We start from the raw sequence: 15988 nt of genomic DNA on the forward strand, positions 1-15988 counted from the left end.
ATGTCGAACGCACACCGCCACGAGTTGTCCTCGCGGCGGTGAAGGGGCCGGGGCTCAGGCCTCGACGGGGGCGGTCTCGTCCCGGGTGATCAGGGGCTGGACCTCTTTGGTGATCTTCGGTTCGACGAAGAACGAGGCGACCGGGATGCAGCCGGCGGCCAGCACCCACAGGAGCTTGCCGAAGGGCCACTTCGCCTTGGAGCCCAGGTCGAAGGCGAAGACGACGTAGACGATGAAGAGCACACCGTGGATCTGGGAGATCACCATGGTGTCGCCGGTGTCGAAGCCGTACTTCATGACGATGGCGACGGTGAAGACCAGCAGCCAGACGGCGGTGATGTACGCCATGACCCGGTAGCGGGTCAGGATGCTCTGTTTCATGGCTACGAGCGTAACGACCCGAAGAATCCCGTCGGACGGCGGGGGCACGGGGCAGGCCGGACAGCGGGGCTCAGCTGTCGTCGAAGTCCTGGGCCGATACGCGCAGCGGGCGCAGCATCGCGAAGATCTCGGCGCACTGCTCCGCGTCGTACGCCCCGAGGCCGAACTCCATCGCCATCAGATCGCGGGTCGCGGCCTCGACGACCTCGCGGCCCTTGCCGGTGATGGAGGCGAGGGTGCCGCGGCCGTCGTTGGGGTTGGGGCGCTTGTCGACCAGGCCGGACCTGACCAGGCGGTCGACCGTGTTCGTGACGGACGTCGGGTGGACCATCAGCCGCTCGCCGATCTTGGACATGGTCAGCTCACCGGCCTTGGAGAAGGTGAGCAGCACCAGCGCCTCGTACCGGGCGAAGGTCAGTCCGTACGGCTTGACCACCGCGTCGACCTCGGCGAGCAGGATCTGGTGGGCCCGCATGATCGAGGTGATCGCGCCCATCGACGGCACGGGCCCCCAGCGCTGCTGCCAGAGCTCGTCGGCTCGGGCGATGGGATCGAAGGCGAGGCTGAGCGGCTTGGACACGCCGACGACCTTACCCAGTGGTCAGGGGGCGGTCTGCCCCTACTCCCGGATTGCCCGGATCGGTTCGGCGGACCTCGCGCACGAGAAGGACGGAGCAGACAGTTCCGATCAGACCTGAGCCGGCGACGACCTGATGGACGGGGAAGAACTCGCCGGCGAGACCGGCCAGTGCCATGCCGAGACCCTGGATCGTCATCAGTCCCGCGGTCATCAGGGTCATGGCCCGGCCGCGCAGTTCGTCCGGGACCGCGTCCACGAACCACTGGTCGAGGCCGATGACGTACACGGCGCCGACGCCGGACAGCGCGAGGGCGACCAGCGCCAGGGTCATGCCGGGGGTGACGGCGTAGACGAGCAGGGGCAGCAGCCCGGCGGCGGCCGTCGGGAGCACGATCCGCGAGCGCGAGCGGGGGCTCAGGGCGGAGCCCGCGACGAGTTCCGCCGCGATGTGCCCGACCGGCATCGCGCACATCATCAGGCCGAGCGCGGCGGGGCCGACACCGATCCGGTCGGCGTACGGCGCCATGAGCGCCTCCGGCGCGACGACGAACATCGCGGGCACCCAGAAGAGCAGCATCAGCGCGCGGATCCGGCGGTCGGCGAAGACGAGCCGGGCGCCGCCGACCGAGTCCCGGAGCAGGCTCGCGCCGCCGTCCTTCTTGAGAAGGCGGGCCGGGCGGTCCTTCGTACCGAAGCGCAGCAGCGCGGCGGAGAGGAGGAAGGTGACGACGGTGATCGCGATCGCACCGCGCGGGGGTACGACGGCGAGGAGCACGCCGCCGACGGCGAACCCGGCGAGGAGCGAGGTCTGCGACACGATCCGCAGGAGGGAGCGCCCGAGGACGTAGAGATCCCCCTCCCCGAGGATGTCGGCGAGCGCGGCGGTCCGGGTCCCGGTGAACACGGGCGCGACGGCGGCGACGGCACACCGCAGGGCGAGCAGCCCGAGGACGGGGGTCCCGGGCAGCACCATGACGGCGACGAACCCGGCGCAGACGAGATCACAGACGACGAGCACCCGCCGCGCCGGATACCGGTCGGCGACCCCGGCGAGAAGCGTCCCGCCGAAGAGGTACGGCAGCATCCCGAGGGCGAAGGTGAGGGCGCTGAGCAGGGGCGACCCGGTGAGGTCGTAGACGAGGACGGTGAGGGAGATCTCGGTGATGACGACCCCGAGAAGAGACAGCAGATGCGCCCCGAACACGGCACGGAACTCGCGAACGGCGAAGACAGCGAGGTATCCGCGTCGCGCGGGCGCGGCCCCACCGGGGTCGGGCGTGGGCACGGCTCCAGCAGGGTCGGTGCCCGCGCCCGCCCGCGGCGTCCGTTCGCTGCGACCGGGCGACCGGGGCGCTCCTGCCGCCGTGGCGGGCGGCGGCGCGGTCGGCTCGCCCGCCGGAGGCCGCGGCCCCGTGGGGCTCGCCGGTGGTTGGTCCGCCGTGCCGTGCGGCACCCGCGCCGACGGGCCGCCCATGGCGGCGCCGTCGGCGGATTCCGGCGCGAGGTCGGGGTGGGTGGGGTCCGGGGCCGGCATGGGGTACAGCCTCGTCGCGGCCGGGGCCCGACTCTAGACTTTCGGCTCCAGCCGAATCTTCCGTATCAGAGCGAGGGAACCCCCGTGGCGTTCCAGTTGCACTTCGGGGAGCGGGATCTGCTCCGCTGCCGGTTCGCCCTGTCGCCCCTCTGGGAGACGCAGGAGGCCGTACGCACCCTCGCGCGGCCCGAGCGGCACGGATACCACCTGCCGTGGCTGCGGCGCGTCAGAGCCGCCGCGGACGGCCTCGATCTGCGGCGGCTGTGGCTGGTGATGCCCCGGGTCGGGCACAACCCCGACTTCTTCTGCCCGCCGCCCGAGAGCCCCGTCGCCACCTTCGCCGAGGAGATCGCGCTGGTGCGGGCCACGCCCCCGGAGGTCGCCCGCCGGGACCTGGCCCTCGCGCTCGCGGAGACGCCCGGCGCGGCCGGGAGCGACGCCGGGCGCGAGATGCTGGCCGATCCCGGGCGGACCGTGCGGGAGTTCGCCGGACTGCTGGAGCAGGTCTGGCGGCAGTTGGTCGAGCCGGACTGGCCCCGGCTGCGCGCGCTCCTGGAAGCCGACATCGCCTATCACTCGCGACGCCTCGCCGAGGTCGGATTGGGGCGGCTGCTGGGCGAGTTGAGCCCCCGGCTCGTCTGGGCGGACTCCACGCTCTCCGTCGTCGGGACGCGCGGGGAGTGGAGCCGGGACCTCGGCGGGCGCGGTCTCGTCCTCGTACCGAGCGTCTTCACCTGGCCCGAGATCATCGGCGGCCACGAGCCGCCGTGGCAGCCCGCCGTGATCTACCCGGCGCGCGGTATCGGCGGGCTGTGGACGGAGGCCGCCGACCGTACGCCGGACGCGCTCGCCCGGCTGCTCGGCCGGGCCCGCGCCGACGTGCTGTGCGCGCTCGACGAACCCGCGGGGACCACCGCGCTCGCGCACCGGCTGGGGCTCGCGCCCTCCTCCGTGTCCGCGCATCTGGCGGTGCTGCGGGACGCGGGACTGCTGACGTCGCGGCGCCACGCGCACCAGGTGCTGTACGAGCGGACACCGCTCGGGATCGCGCTGGCGGTGTCGTAACGGCACAGAGTGTGACCGTTATGTCACGATTACCCGGTCCTGTGCTTCTCCGGTCGTTCAAGGGGGCTGGATGTCCAGCCGCACCACGCGCCTCGTCTCCGTAGCCACCGCCGCCACCGCCGTATTCGCGTTCGCCGGCTGCTCATCCGGCTCCGACGCCCCCGAGCGGGAGCCGGACGGGACGGGGGCCGCGGCCGTACGGGGCGAGGCGGCCCCGACCGCAGGTTCGCCCTTCTGGGTCGATCCGCGCAGCGACGCCGCGCGCCAGGTCGAGCAGTGGGAGGCGCAGGGGCGTACCGAGGACGCGAAGGCACTCAAGCGGATCTCCGAACGCCCCGTGGCCGACTGGCCCGCCGGTGACGACCCCGCGCCCGAGATCCGCAGGGCCGTGAAGGGCGCCGCCGGGAAGCGCACGCTGGTCCTCGTCGCGTACAACATCCCGCACCGTGACTGCGGCCTCTACTCCGCCGGCGGCGCCCGCGACGGCCAGGCCTATCTCGACTGGATCAACTCCTTCGCCGCCGCCATCGGCGACGCGCGCGCCCTGGTGATCCTGGAGCCGGACGCCGTCTCACACGTCGTGGACGGCTGCACACCGGCCGAGCACCACGGGGAGCGCAACCGACTGCTCTCGGCGGCGATCGACAGGCTGAAGCGGCAGCCGGCCACCAAGGTCTATCTGGACGCGGGCAACCCGGCCTGGATCAAGGAGCCGTCGAAGATCGCGGAGCCGCTGCGCACGGCCGGGGTCGCGAGGGCGGACGGCTTCTCGCTCAACGTCTCCAACTTCCAGACCGACGAGGCCGTCAAGACCTTCGGCACCAAGCTCTCCGCGCTCCTGGACGGCGCCCACTTCACCGTCGACACGAGCCGCAACGGCGCCGGCCCCTTCACGGGCGGGCAGGACGAGGCCTGGTGCAATCCGCCGGGCAGATCGCTCGGTACGCCGCCGACCGCCGACACCGGTGACGCCCTGGTCGACGCGTATCTGTGGATCAAACGGCCCGGCGACTCGGACGGCCCCTGCCGGGGCGGCCCGGCGGCCGGTACCTGGTGGCCGGACTACGCACTCGGCCTCGCCCGCCGCGCGCGAAGCTAGGCCCTCGTCAGCTGCCGGCGGTCTGACGGGCGCTCAGGACTCCCCCTTCACCTGGATCCACTTCGCCTCCGACGACACCCCCTCCGTGTCCGTCACGAACAGCATGTACCAGCCCGGCGGCACCAGCGTCGGGTCCGACGGCACGTCAACCGTCAGCGAGCCGCCCCGCTTCGTCATCGCGAGGTCGATCGAGCGCTGCTCCACGTCCGTGCTGTGCGTGACGGCGCTCGGCCGCATCAGCCGCGCCTTCGCGATCCGCTGAGGCGCGTCCGTACGGAAGGTGGCCCGCCCGTTCTGGTCGAGCTCAGCCGGTCCCTCCCCGAGCACCGGCCGCCGCTTCGCGCGCTCGCCTTCCAGGGAGGGCGGCGTGTAGATCTCCACCCGCTGCTCGAACGTGCCGAGTTTCGTGTTGTCCGCGTCGTCGAAGAGCGGGTCCGAACCGAAGGTCGCCACCCGCCCGTCGGGCAGCAGCAGCGCCTCGGAGTGGTAGTTGCGGCCCACCGTCGGGTCGGCGGCCTTACGGAAGGTGTTGGTCTTCGGGTCGTAGAACTGCGCCTTGAGGATGTCGCTGGCGCTCCGTCCCCGGTAGTCGGACGAGCCGCCGCTGGTGAAGACCGTGTCGTCCGGCATGATCACGCTGCTCAGGTAGCGCGTCCCCTGCGGCAGATCCGGCCCGGCCTTGAAGGCGGGACTGTCCTCCTTGAGATCCACGATCGCCGTACGAGAGGTGGCCTTGGACGACTCGCCGACCCCGCCGCCGCCCATGACCATCACCTTCTGGTCCTGCGCGGGCGGCAGCACCAGTGAGGCCGAGGTCTCCGTCTGGTCGAGATGGCCGAGCCCGTCGACCTTCGTGAAGAGGTTGCGCCGCAGATCCCAGAGGCCCGGCTGCCGGCCCGCCGTGGCGGGGCCGTACCCCGCGTTCGACCCCGAGTAGAAGATCTTGCCGCCCTTGGTGAGGAAGAGGGCGGGATACGTCGGGAAGTAGCGCGTCGGGCCCTTGGACCACTTCTTGGACTTGGGGTCGTAGATCTCGTTGTCCCCGGTGAGTACGGCGCCGACGTCGTCCAGGCCCGAGACGGCGAGCACCCGGCCGTCCTGGAGGGTGACCAGCGTCGGGTACCAGCGCGCCTCCTTCATCGGGTTCACCCGGATGTACCTCTCCGCCACCGGGTCGAACTCGTACGCCGCCTTGATGCCCTGGAAGTCCTGCTTCTCGGTGGTCAGCTTCTGGGCCATGCCGTAGTAGTTGTCCGCGTCCTTGCCCTTGAGACCGACGATCTCGTACTGCGCGGCCTCCGTCGTCAGCGCCTTCGGCCCCTTGTCGACGGCCTCCACGAAGACCCGTGCCTCGCCCGCCGTGACCTTGGTCTTCCAGGGCAGCATCCGGCCGCCCTTGGCATAGGTGATCTTGAAGTCGCGCTTCGCCTTGGGCACGGTGACGTCGAACTTGGTCACGTACTCGACACCCGACGGGGACCGGAAGCGGGTCCCCTTCCTGAAGGTCCGCTCCTTGTCCGGGCTCTCGTTCTTCACCCGCATCCCGCCGCCCGCCCGGTCGACCTCGCCGTCCAGGACCTCGTAGCGCGCGGTGCCGCCCGCCACCAGCAGCCGCCCGTCGGCCAGTTGGGAGTGGCCCGAGCAGAAGAAGTCCTCGGGGGTGGGGATCTTCCGGTACGAGTTGTCCGCCGGGTCCCACAGGACGGTGTCGAAGGTGCCCGCGTCGAACTTCTCCTGGCTGTTGCCGGACCCGGCGATGAGCAGCACCTTGCCGGTGCGCAGCAGCGCCGCGTGGATGGCGTTGGTGCGGTACTCCTTCGGGACGTCGAGCACCTCCCAGGAGCCGTACCGCGCCTTGTAACCGGGCTGCGCGATCTTGTACGCGTGGTACTTGTCCTCCGCGAAGGAGATGGCCGCCGGCGCGTTGAGCGACATCAGCAGCACCACCGCTCCGCCACCGAGCAGCGTCTTCTTGAACTTGTGCGAGGGCCGGTAGGCCATGGGTCAGTTCCCTCCTGTCGTCGTGGCGAGAGCCGGCTCCGGCTGCTCCGGCCCGTCCTCGACCGCCACCGCCGGGACGCGCGGCCCGGCGCGGCGCGCGCGCAGGGTGGTCCAGCCCCAGACGGCGACCGGGGCGAGCGAGATGACCAGGGCCAGGACGGCCCAGGTACGCATGGCGGCGTGCGTGTTGCCGAGACGCACGGACGCCACGAGTGACGTCGCCAGCACAGCGGCCCAGAACAGATGCAGCCGGAACGTCATGAGCCGGTCGGCGCTGGTCTCGCCCCCCTTGGGGGTGACCACGAAACGGCCCTGGGTCCGCAGCAGCGCCGAGCCCAGGGACTTGAGATAGATGGGCGCGCACAGCGCCGACATGGCCATTCCGGCGATCCCGCCTGAGCCGCTGGGCTCGTGGGGCGAGACGTTGTGGCGCCGGTTCCAGAGGTAGAGCCCGATCTGGCAGGCGGCGGCGTCGCTGTAGAGCATCAGCCACAGCGAGGACGACACCTGGGTGCCGGAGGCGCCGAGCCAGAGGAACAGGACGCAGCTGAGGATGCCGAGCAGCCAGTTGACCGCGGTCATCGGGTAGTAGACGAGCATCAGCGTGTAGCTGAGGAGCCGTCCGGGCGGCACCCGGAAGACCGCCTTGCCGTACTGCCGGAGGATGGTCTCGTACGTCCCGCGCGACCAGCGCAGCTGCTGGGTGAAGAAGTCGGTCCAGGAGGCGGGGCCCTCGCCGACGGCGAGGACGTCCGGCGTGTAGACGGACCGCCAGAACCGTCCGGTCTGCGGGTTCCTCCTGCGGTGCAGTTCGAAGCCGGTGGCCATGTCCTCGGTGATGGAGTCGTAGAAGCCGCCGACCTGCTTGATGGCGGTGACCCGTACGGCGTTGTTGGTGCCGACGAACATGGGCGCGTGGTAGCGGTTGCCGGCGCGCTGGATCAGCGCGTGGAAGAGGAACTGCTGGGATTCGGCCGCCTTGGTGACCGCCGCGTCGTAGTTGCCGTAGACCTGCGGTCCGACGACGAAGGCGACGTCCGGGTCACGGAAGAAGCCCAGCATCCTCTCCAGGAAGTTGGGCAGGGGGACGTGGTCGGTGTCGACGGAGGCGAAGAAGTCGTAGTCGTCGCCGTGCATCGCGAGCCAGGCGTTGTAGTTGCCGTGTTTGGTACGGGCCTTGTGGACGCCTTTCTTCCTGTTCCACTCCGGTACGCCGAGGCGGCTGAAGTGACACACCCCCAGCTCCCGGCAGAGCAGCCGGGCGGACGGATCGTCGCCCTCGTCGAGGAGCCAGATGTCGAGGGGGCCGCGGTGCCGCAGCCGTACGGCGCCTTCGAGGGTGGCCCGGAGCATGGAGAGCGGTTCCTTGCCGGGGACGTACGTGGTGACGAAGGCGACGCGGGTGCCGACCTCGGCGACGACCGGGACGGGGTCCCTGGCGACGAGTGTCGCGTGCGCGATGGAGGCGACGTTGACCAGCATGAAGAGGCCGATGAGCCCGATCGACACGAGCATCACGGTGTCGAAGGCGACAAGCCAGCGGGCGGCGCCCTCGCGTTCGGTCCAGTGGGTGGGCCAGACGAGATAGACCAGCAGCACTCCGGAGAGGAGGGGGGCCATGATCATCAGTACGACGGCGCGCACGCGGTGGGGTTCGCGCGCGAGAAGACTCCGGTACCGCACCTGGTAGGCGGCCGTCCGGTCCGGCTCGGTCAGTGGGCCGGCGAGACAGCTGTAGGTGTCGTAGTCGTAGCCCTCCGGCCGCACAGTGCCTCCAGCAACTCCAGCGTTCGAGCGAGGTCCATATCCTCAGAAAAGTGGATATATCTCGGCGTGTCGACTGGAGTCGTCCGTGCGAGTGTCGGTAGGGCACACCTAACCGGCGGCGGGGATCCCGGATCTGACGCCGGATCCGGCGACGGGGAGGCGGGGAAGCGGGGAGGCCGGGTGGCGCGGAAGGGGAACAGGGCCGGACGGTCCGGCGCGCCGCCCGCCGACCACCACCAACGGCCCAACCCCGCGCGGACGCCCGGCGGCGCGCGGGCCGGCCCGAGGACGGGCCGGCTCCCGCCCGGCGGGACCTGACGGCGGGACAGGGCCGAAGGGCTGCGCCCGGCGCGACGCACCGGCGGGGCGCCGTCGGCCGGCGAGGTGGCGTCAGCCGGCGAGGTGCCGTTCCAGTGACTCGACCTTCGAGTTGAGGGCGTCGGTGACCCCCGGTCGTACGTCGGCCTTCAGGACGAGCGAGACCCGCGGTGCCCGCGCCTCGACGGCGGCGACCGCGCGCTTGACCACGTCCATCACCTCGTCCCACTCGCCCTCGACGGAGGTGAACATGGCGTCGGTGTGGTTCGGCAGGCCGGACTCGCGTACGACGCGGACGGCGTCGGCGACGTACTCGGCGACGTCCTCACCCACACCCAGCGGTGTGATGGAAAAGGCGACGATCATGCGCTGACCGTACCCTCGCGGCGGGCGCGCGACGCGATGACCTCGTCCTCGGCCTCCCGCTTGAGCTTGCGCTCCGCGAAGAAGCCGCCGGTCGGCAGGACCGACAGCACGAAGTAGAGGGCGGCGGTCCCCAGCGGCCAGCGCACGCGCCGCCAGGCGTCCAGCCAGAAGATCACGTACAGGACGAAGAGCAGTCCGTGGATCGCGCCCATCACCGGGACGGCGTTGAAGTCCGTCGTGCGCTTGAGCACGGAGCAGACGAGCAGCAGCAGGAACGACACGGCCTCCGGCGCCGATACCAGGCGGAGACGGTGGAGGGATGAGGCGGTCTTGATGTCCACGGGGCAGGCACCTTCGTCGTCGGGGGCGTCGCGATCGTCGCCGAGTGGTCCCCCGTGATCGCCGCACGCGCGGGATCACCGCGGATCACCCGCGCGCATGATCATCTTGTGAACGCGCGCACAAGCGACGTCCCATTGTGACACCGGGCTTTGCCCGCTTTTTATCCGGGCCCGGATACCGTCGACCCGTGGCTCAGTTGCGACTCCAAGGCAGCAAGGTGCTCGCCGTCGACATGGCGGGCGACTCCGTGAGGGCGAAGAACGGCTCGATGGTCGCCTACGACGGCCGGATGGCGTTCAAGAAGCTGTCCGGTGGCGGTGAGGGCATCCGGGGCATGGTGACCCGGCGCCTCACCGGCGAACAGATGGTCATGATGGAGGTGAAGGGCGAAGGCACCTGCTTCTTCGCGGACCGGGCGAGCCAGATCAGTCTCGTCTCGCTGCACGGCGACAAGCTCTATGTGGAGGCGAGCAATCTCCTGTGCACGGACGGCGGGCTGCGGACCGGCACCAGCTTCACCGGTCTGCGCGGCGGCGCGAGCGGCAACGGCCTGTTCACCACGACCGTCGAGGGCACGGGCCAGGCGGCGATCATGTCGGACGGCACGGCCGTGGTGCTGCGGGTGACACCCCAGTACCCGCTCTCCGTCGACCCCGGCGCGTACGTGGCGCACCAGGGCAACCTCCAGCAGCATCTCCAGTCCGGGGTGAACTTCCGGACCATCATGGGCGAGGGCGGCGGCGAGGCCTTCCAGATGCGCTTCGAGGGCGACGGACTCGTCTACGTACAACCGAGCGAGCGCAACACCGTCGGGGGCGATGTCTGATGCCGTTCCGGGAGATCAACTCGAAGATGGTCGAGGCGACGGTGGCGCCCGGTCAGCGGATGTTCAGCCAGCGCGGCGCCATGCTCGCTTACCGGGGCGACGTCACCTTCACGCCGAACACGGCGGGCGGCCAGGGCGGTCTGATGTCGATGATCGGCCGGCGCGTGGCGGGCGAGGCCACCCCGCTGATGACGGTCGAGGGCAGCGGCACGGTGATGTTCGGCCACGGCGGCCATCACATCCAGGTGATCGGACTGACCGGCGACACCCTGTACGTGGAGGCGGACCGGCTGCTCGCCTTCGACGGGACGCTGGAGCAGGGCACGATGTTCATGGGCGCGCAGGGCGGCGTCATGGGCATGGTGCGCGGCCAGGTGACGGGCCAGGGCCTGTTCACGACGACGCTCAGGGGCCATGGCTCGGTCGCCGTGATGGCGCACGGCGGGATCATCGAGCTGCCGATCGGCCAGGGCCGTTCGGTCCATGTCGACCCGCAGGCGTACGTCGCCCACCACGGCGACGTACGCAACAAGCTCTCGACCGCCGTCGGCTGGCGCGACATGGTGGGCCGGGGCTCGGGCGAGGCCTTCCAGCTGGAGCTGAGCGGCAACGGTGCGGTGTACGTCCAGGCGTCGGAGGAGAAGCTGTGAGCACGCCCGTGATCCATGACCCGACGACGCTGCCGAGCGACGACAACGTCAACGCGTACACCTTCTGTGTGGAACTCAAAGGGAGCCAGTGGTTCCTCCAGAAGGGCAAGATGATCGCCTATTACGGGCGCATCGAGTTCAACGGGATCGGGCACGGCCGGCTCGACCGGCTGGTGCGCGGCAGCTTCCACTCGCCGCTGCACGCGGCCGACTGGGTGGTGGCGGAGGGCAGCGGCAAGATGCTGCTGGCCGACCGCGCCTTCGACGTCAACTCCTTCGACCTGGAGAACGGCAATCTGACCGTCCGGTCCGGGAATCTGCTGGCGTACGAGCCGTCGCTGGCGCTCAAGCAGTCGATCGTGCCGGGCTTTCTGACCCTGATCGGTACGGGGAAGTTCGTGGCCGCCTCGAACGGTCCGGTGGTCTTCATGGAGCCGCCGATCCGGGTCGATCCGCAGGCGCTGGTGGGCTGGGCCGACTGCCCATCGCCGTGCCACCACTACGACCACGCCTATATGACCGGGGTGATGGGCGGGCTGCGGGCGATGACCGGGCTCGGCGGGTCGTCGGGCGAGGAGCACCAGTTCGAGTTCGTCGGGGCGGGTACGGTACTGCTCCAGTCGAGCGAAGCCCTGCTGGCCGAGACGGCCCGCGGTGTGGTGCCGAACGAGCCCGGGGTGCCGGGCGGCGGTGGACAACCCGCCGGACAGCCGGGCGGTGTCCCGCGTATGCCGGGCCAGCTGGGAGACCTCCAGCGACGCTTCGGGCTTTGAATCCTCCCCTCCGAGGATGGAGGGTTTCCTCACCCTCCAGGGCTCTTGCGGGGATCTCTGGCTCACGCTGCCAGGCGGGGCTGCGCCCCGTCTGGTCTTGTGCGATCGGCACCAGCCGGGTTGAGACCAGCCCGGACCAGCATCACGCGTGCGGAGTTCTTGTCCCTGGGGGACACGGCTCCACACGCGGCGCAGGAATAGGTTCGCTCTGAAAGCGGCAGTGCGTGCTTGGCTCTCGCTCCGCACCGTGCGCAGTCCATCGTGGTGTACGCGGGGTGTACCAGATGCACAGCGCGTCCGTGCTTGCGGCCCATCTCGACCAGGGCCGACTTCGTCGCGCCGATCGCCGCGTCGGCCGCCTTGCGCGCCATGGTCGACTTCGCGAGAAACTTCGGCCGGAAGTCCTCCACCGCGACGGCGTCATGGTCCCGGACCACGCCCTTGGCCCACTTGCGGCCCGTGTCCTGCCGTTGCCGGGCGACCTTCTTGTGCAGCTTCGCCGTCAGCTTCTTCGCCCGGCGGTACCCCTTCGAGCCGGCCTGCCCGCGCGCCGGCCTCCGGCGGACCATCATCCGCTGGTAGCGGGCGAGCTTCGCCGCCGACTTCGCGCCATGGCGGGAGTGGGGAAGGTCGTGGTCATCGCCGGTAGTGGTCGCGGTCTCCTTCACGCCCCAGTCGATACCGATCACCGCACCCGTTTCGGGGAGCGGCTCAACTTCGACAGGTACGACAAAACTCGCGTACCACTGTCCGACACTGTCCTGACAGACACGCACACTGGACGGCCCCGCAGGCAGCTCCCGCGACCACACCACGCTCAGCACGATCCCGCCCGCCAAGTGCAGCTTCCCGTCCCTCAACCGGAAACCGCGCCTGGTGTAGTTCAGGCTCGGCCTCGACCCACGCTTCCTCTTGAACTTCGGCATCCCGGCCCGCTGCCGCATCGGCAGCCGCTCGCTGATGTCCTTCTGCGCCTTGGCGCGTGACTTCCCGAAGTCCCGGATGATCTGCTGTTGAGGAACGCTGGAGCCCTCACGCAGCCATACGCTGCGGGTGCGGGCCTCGGTCAGCATCTTGTCGAGCTGCGCCGGACCGCAGGTCCGTCCGCCGGTGACCGCAAGCCGCTGCTTGTTCCACTGGTGGGTCTTCTTGGACTTGGCGCAGCACTCGTTCCAGATCCACCGGCACCGGTCCCACTCCGCGAGGAGGGCGGTGCGGGCGGTCGACGGTACGCGGACACGGAAGGTCCACCGGGCATGCCCGGCATCTCCGTCGCTCCGTAGTGTCGCCATGAACCAACTTCTAGCAGCGCCCATTCGTTTCGCTCACAAGTTCCCCGACAACCACACGATCGACCGAACGCTCAAACACGAGTATGAGCCGACAGCCCAACCCCACACTCCACCGAAGAGCGGGGATCTCGGAGGCACCCGGTGACCGCTATTCTGCGGAGCGTAACCTCGAACGTGTGCGCCTTTTCTGTGTCGGGCATCACACTCACCGATTTCGTCCAACTTTCAACATCTTAGGTAGAATTCATTTATGGAGACCGAGACGGCCACCCGCTGGCTGAGTGACGCGGAGCAGTGCACCTGGCGCACCCATCTGGATGTCAGCAGACTGCTGATGCACCAGTTGGAGAAGGACCTCCAGCCCTTCGGACTGACGAACAACGACTACGAGATCCTGGTCAACCTCTCCGAGGCCGAGGACAGGCGGCTGCGGATGAGCGACCTCGCCGCCGGCACGCTTCAGTCCAAGAGCCGTCTCTCGCACCAGATCACCCGGCTGGAGAACGTGGGCCTGGTCCGCCGCGAGAACTGCGAGTCCGACCGCCGCGGCCTCTTCGCCGTCCTCACCGACAAGGGCATGGAGACGATGCAGGAGGTCGCTCCGCACCATGTCGCCTCCGTACGGGCGCACTTCATCGATCTGCTGCCCGCCGAGGCGCTCGAAGCGCTGAGCGCGTCACTCACGCCGGTCGCCGAGCACCTGCGCGGGCGCCGCGCCAAGAGCTGACGCGGGGGCCGGTACCGGCACGGCCTGGTCCCGGCCGGCGGCGGGCAGGCGCAGCTCGAACCTGGCGCCGCCCGCCTCGGCACGGCCGACGTCCAGCGTCCCGCCGTGCCGGTGTGCCACGTCGCGGGCGATCGCGAGGCCGAGCCCCGCGCCGCCGTCGTCCCTGCTGCGGGCGTCGTCGAGCCGTACGAACCGCTCGAAGATCCGCTCCCGCTCCGCCTCGGGCACCCCGGCCCCGTCGTCGCAGACCGCGAGCACCACCTGGCCGTCCTCCCGGCGCACCGTCGCCCGCACCTCCCCCGCCGCGTGGCGCTGCGCGTTGTCCAGCAGATTGCCCAGCACCCGCGCCAACTGGCCGCGCGAGCCCGCCACTTCGGCGCTGCCCCGGACGTCCGGCGTCACCGGGATCCGGTCGGCCGAGCGCTGCGAGACCTCCTCACGTACGAGTGCGGCCAGATCCAGCCGCGTACTCCCGGCGTGCTCCCCCGCGTCCAGACGGGCGAGGAGCAGAAGGTCGGCGGCGAGTTGCTGGAGCCGTACGGTGTCGGCCACCGCGCCCGGCACGTCGAGCAACTCCGGGTGCGCCTCCCCCACTTCGAGCTGGGTACGCAGCGAGGCGATCGGGCTGCGCAACTCGTGCGAGGCGTCCGCGACGAAGCGCCGCTGACGGTCGACGGAGGCTTCGAGGGCGGTGAGCGTCTCGTTCGTCGTACGGGCCAGCTTGGCGACCTCGTCGTGGGTCGCCGGCTCCGGCACCCGCCTCGTCAGGTCCTCGGAGGCGGTGATCGCGGCCATCTCGCGCCGGATGCCCTCCACGGGCCGCAGCGCGCGCCGTGTGACCAGCCAGGTCACCCCGCCGACGACCACCAGCAGGGCGGGCACGCCGACGATCATCGCGATCGTGGTCGCGCGGACGGCGCTCTCCTGCGGGCCGAGCGAGGAGCCCGTGAGGACGGTGTACGGGCCGCCCGCGAGGCCGGTGACCCGGCGCTCGGAGAAGAGGTGGTCCACGGACCTGCCGTCGACGGTGGCGCTTCCGGTGCGGTGGTCCAGGGCCCGGGAGACCGCTCCGTCGGCCGGGACCTCAGGAGCCTTGCTGTCGTCGTCGGTGTCGTCGTCGGTGTCGTCGTCACCGCCGCTGTCGTCGTCATCGTCATCGTCGTCGCCGGTCGGCGTGGGCGACGGGGTGGGAGCGGGGGTCGGCGCCGCGGTGGGCGGGGGCGACGCGGGGCGTACGGCGGGCACGCCGGTGCCGGTGATCTTCTCCAGGTCCTCGCTCGCGACGACCAGCCGGCCCTTCCCGTCGAGCACCTGGGTCGGGTGGTCCTCGCTCCCCGGCAGATCCAGCTCGCCGAGGGGCACCCGGTTCGCGATCTGCTGGGCGACCTCCAGCGAGAACTGGTCGGCCTGGCGTGCCGCCTGGTCGGTCAGATTGGAGCGCAGCGCGAACAGCAGGGCGAACGCGGCGGCCACCAGCGCCACCGCCACCACGGCGGTCGCGGCGAGCGCGGCCCGGGACCGTACGGAGGAGAACGGGGCTCTCATACGGCCACCAGCCGGTAGCCGGCGCCGCGCACCGTCTGGATCGTCGTGGCCCCCAGTTTGCGGCGCAGCGCGCTGATGTAGACCTCGATGATGTTGGGATCGCCGTCGTACGCGAAGTCCCAGACATGCTCCAGGATCTCGGGCTTGCCCACGATCTGCCCGGCCCGCACCGCGAGTTGTTCGAGGACCGCGAACTCCTTGGCGGTGAGCGCGACTTCGATGTCCGCCCGGTGGACGCGGCGGGTCGCGGTGTCCACGGTGAGGGTGCCGATCCGCAGTACGGGCGAGGCGCCGGCCGAACCCCTGCGGCGCAGCAGCGCCTTGACCCGGGCGACGAGCACGACGTACGAGAACGGCTTGGTCAGATAGTCGTCGGCGCCGGTGTCGAGGCCCTCGGCCTCGTCGTACTCGCCGTCCTTGGCCGTCAGCATCAGGATCGGTACGTCGTTGCCGGCGGCGCGCAGGGCGGCGCAGACGCGGTAGCCGTTCATGCCAGGCAGCATGATGTCGAGCACTATCAGGTCGTACGTGCCCTCACCGGCCAGATGCAGCCCTTCGAGGCCGTCGTGCACGACGTCCACGGCGAAGCCCTCGGCGCGCAGGCCCTTGGCCAGCGACACCGCGAGCCGCTTCTCGTCCTCGACAATCAACAGGCGCATGCGCACAGCCTCCCAAACCGAACCTGAAGAACCCTTCAGGTGGCTTCAGGCTGCCTTCAGCTT

The 15988-nt window shown here is 70.4% G+C and carries 16 protein-coding genes; 6 read left to right on the forward strand and 10 right to left on the reverse strand.

Annotated elements, in window-relative coordinates; genetic code table 11:
• Positions 1 to 54 precede the first annotated feature (54 nt).
• The 3 genes from ACFWV8_RS04195 to ACFWV8_RS04205 all read right to left on the reverse strand — a co-directional run bounded on the left by ACFWV8_RS04195 (position 55) and on the right by ACFWV8_RS04205 (position 2435).
• Positions 55 to 381, reverse strand: coding sequence for a DUF3817 domain-containing protein (locus ACFWV8_RS04195; protein WP_189105400.1), 327 nt, complete (start codon positions 379 to 381; stop codon positions 55 to 57).
• A gap of 70 nt (positions 382 to 451) precedes the next feature.
• Positions 452 to 961 carry a MarR family winged helix-turn-helix transcriptional regulator gene (locus ACFWV8_RS04200; protein WP_384197829.1) on the reverse strand — a complete coding sequence of 170 codons (510 nt, stop codon included), beginning with the start codon at positions 959 to 961 and terminating at the stop codon, positions 452 to 454.
• Positions 962 to 971: 10 nt separating this feature from the next.
• Entirely contained in the window at positions 972 to 2435 is a 1464-nt protein-coding gene (locus ACFWV8_RS04205) for an MFS transporter (RefSeq protein WP_384198067.1), read from the reverse strand.
• Positions 2436 to 2579: 144 nt separating this feature from the next.
• On the opposite strand from ACFWV8_RS04205, the gene ACFWV8_RS04210 reads away from it, so the two are divergent.
• Positions 2580 to 3560 carry a DUF5937 family protein gene (locus ACFWV8_RS04210; RefSeq protein ID WP_384197831.1) on the forward strand — a complete coding sequence of 327 codons (981 nt, stop codon included), beginning with the start codon at positions 2580 to 2582 and terminating at the stop codon, positions 3558 to 3560.
• Positions 3561 to 3630: 70 nt separating this feature from the next.
• Positions 3631 to 4659 (forward strand): glycoside hydrolase family 6 protein, encoded by a 1029-nt coding sequence (locus ACFWV8_RS04215; RefSeq protein WP_384197833.1) that lies wholly within the window; start codon positions 3631 to 3633, stop codon positions 4657 to 4659.
• A 33-nt stretch (positions 4660 to 4692) separates the two neighbouring features.
• Here ACFWV8_RS04215 and ACFWV8_RS04220 read toward each other — a convergent pair whose 3' ends face one another.
• From ACFWV8_RS04220 to ACFWV8_RS04235, 4 genes are all read right to left on the reverse strand, one after another.
• Entirely contained in the window at positions 4693 to 6660 is a 1968-nt protein-coding gene (locus tag ACFWV8_RS04220) for a galactose oxidase-like domain-containing protein (RefSeq protein ID WP_384197835.1), read from the reverse strand.
• Positions 6661 to 6663: 3 nt separating this feature from the next.
• Positions 6664 to 8427, reverse strand: a complete 1764-nt coding sequence (locus tag ACFWV8_RS04225) for a glycosyltransferase family 2 protein (protein ID WP_384197837.1) — start codon at positions 8425 to 8427, stop codon at positions 6664 to 6666.
• A gap of 390 nt (positions 8428 to 8817) precedes the next feature.
• Entirely contained in the window at positions 8818 to 9111 is a 294-nt protein-coding gene (locus ACFWV8_RS04230) for an MTH1187 family thiamine-binding protein (RefSeq protein ID WP_384197839.1), read from the reverse strand.
• Complete coding sequence (locus tag ACFWV8_RS04235; RefSeq protein WP_329381433.1) at positions 9108 to 9452, reverse strand: DUF3817 domain-containing protein; 345 nt, start codon at positions 9450 to 9452, stop codon at positions 9108 to 9110. Before ACFWV8_RS04235 ends, ACFWV8_RS04230 begins: the two co-directional genes overlap by 4 nt.
• 188 nt (positions 9453 to 9640) lie before the next feature.
• Here ACFWV8_RS04235 and ACFWV8_RS04240 point away from each other — a divergent pair, with 188 nt between their 5' ends.
• From ACFWV8_RS04240 to ACFWV8_RS04250, 3 genes are read left to right on the forward strand one after another with little or no spacing between them, the layout of a single operon-like run.
• Positions 9641 to 10279, forward strand: coding sequence for an AIM24 family protein (locus ACFWV8_RS04240; RefSeq protein ID WP_329381435.1), 639 nt, complete (start codon positions 9641 to 9643; stop codon positions 10277 to 10279).
• On the forward strand, positions 10279 to 10929 hold the full coding sequence (locus ACFWV8_RS04245; RefSeq protein WP_384197841.1) for an AIM24 family protein: 651 nt from the start codon (positions 10279 to 10281) through the stop codon (positions 10927 to 10929). Before ACFWV8_RS04240 ends, ACFWV8_RS04245 begins: the two co-directional genes overlap by 1 nt.
• Entirely contained in the window at positions 10926 to 11702 is a 777-nt protein-coding gene (locus ACFWV8_RS04250; RefSeq protein WP_384197843.1) for an AIM24 family protein, read from the forward strand. The genes ACFWV8_RS04245 and ACFWV8_RS04250 overlap by 4 nt, the downstream gene beginning before the upstream one ends.
• Before the next feature lie 62 nt (positions 11703 to 11764).
• Here the strand turns inward: ACFWV8_RS04250 and ACFWV8_RS04255 are convergent, their stop codons facing one another.
• Entirely contained in the window at positions 11765 to 12994 is a 1230-nt protein-coding gene (locus ACFWV8_RS04255; RefSeq protein ID WP_384197845.1) for an RNA-guided endonuclease InsQ/TnpB family protein, read from the reverse strand.
• Positions 12995 to 13244: 250 nt separating this feature from the next.
• Here ACFWV8_RS04255 and ACFWV8_RS04260 point away from each other — a divergent pair, with 250 nt between their 5' ends.
• Positions 13245 to 13721: a MarR family transcriptional regulator gene (locus tag ACFWV8_RS04260; RefSeq protein WP_329381442.1), complete on the forward strand. Its 477-nt coding sequence runs from the start codon at positions 13245 to 13247 to the stop codon at positions 13719 to 13721.
• On the opposite strand, the gene ACFWV8_RS04265 is transcribed toward ACFWV8_RS04260, so the two are convergent.
• Positions 13671 to 15266: a sensor histidine kinase gene (locus tag ACFWV8_RS04265; protein ID WP_384197847.1), complete on the reverse strand. Its 1596-nt coding sequence runs from the start codon at positions 15264 to 15266 to the stop codon at positions 13671 to 13673. The two genes, ACFWV8_RS04260 and ACFWV8_RS04265, sit on opposite strands and share 51 nt — an antisense overlap.
• Positions 15263 to 15925: a response regulator transcription factor gene (locus tag ACFWV8_RS04270; RefSeq protein WP_384197849.1), complete on the reverse strand. Its 663-nt coding sequence runs from the start codon at positions 15923 to 15925 to the stop codon at positions 15263 to 15265. The genes ACFWV8_RS04265 and ACFWV8_RS04270 overlap by 4 nt, the downstream gene beginning before the upstream one ends.
• Positions 15926 to 15988 lie beyond the last annotated feature (63 nt).

Origin of the sequence: Streptomyces sp. NPDC058665 (assembly GCF_042714995.1) — a bacterium.
Taxonomy (GTDB): Bacteria; Actinomycetota; Actinomycetes; order Streptomycetales; family Streptomycetaceae; genus Streptomyces.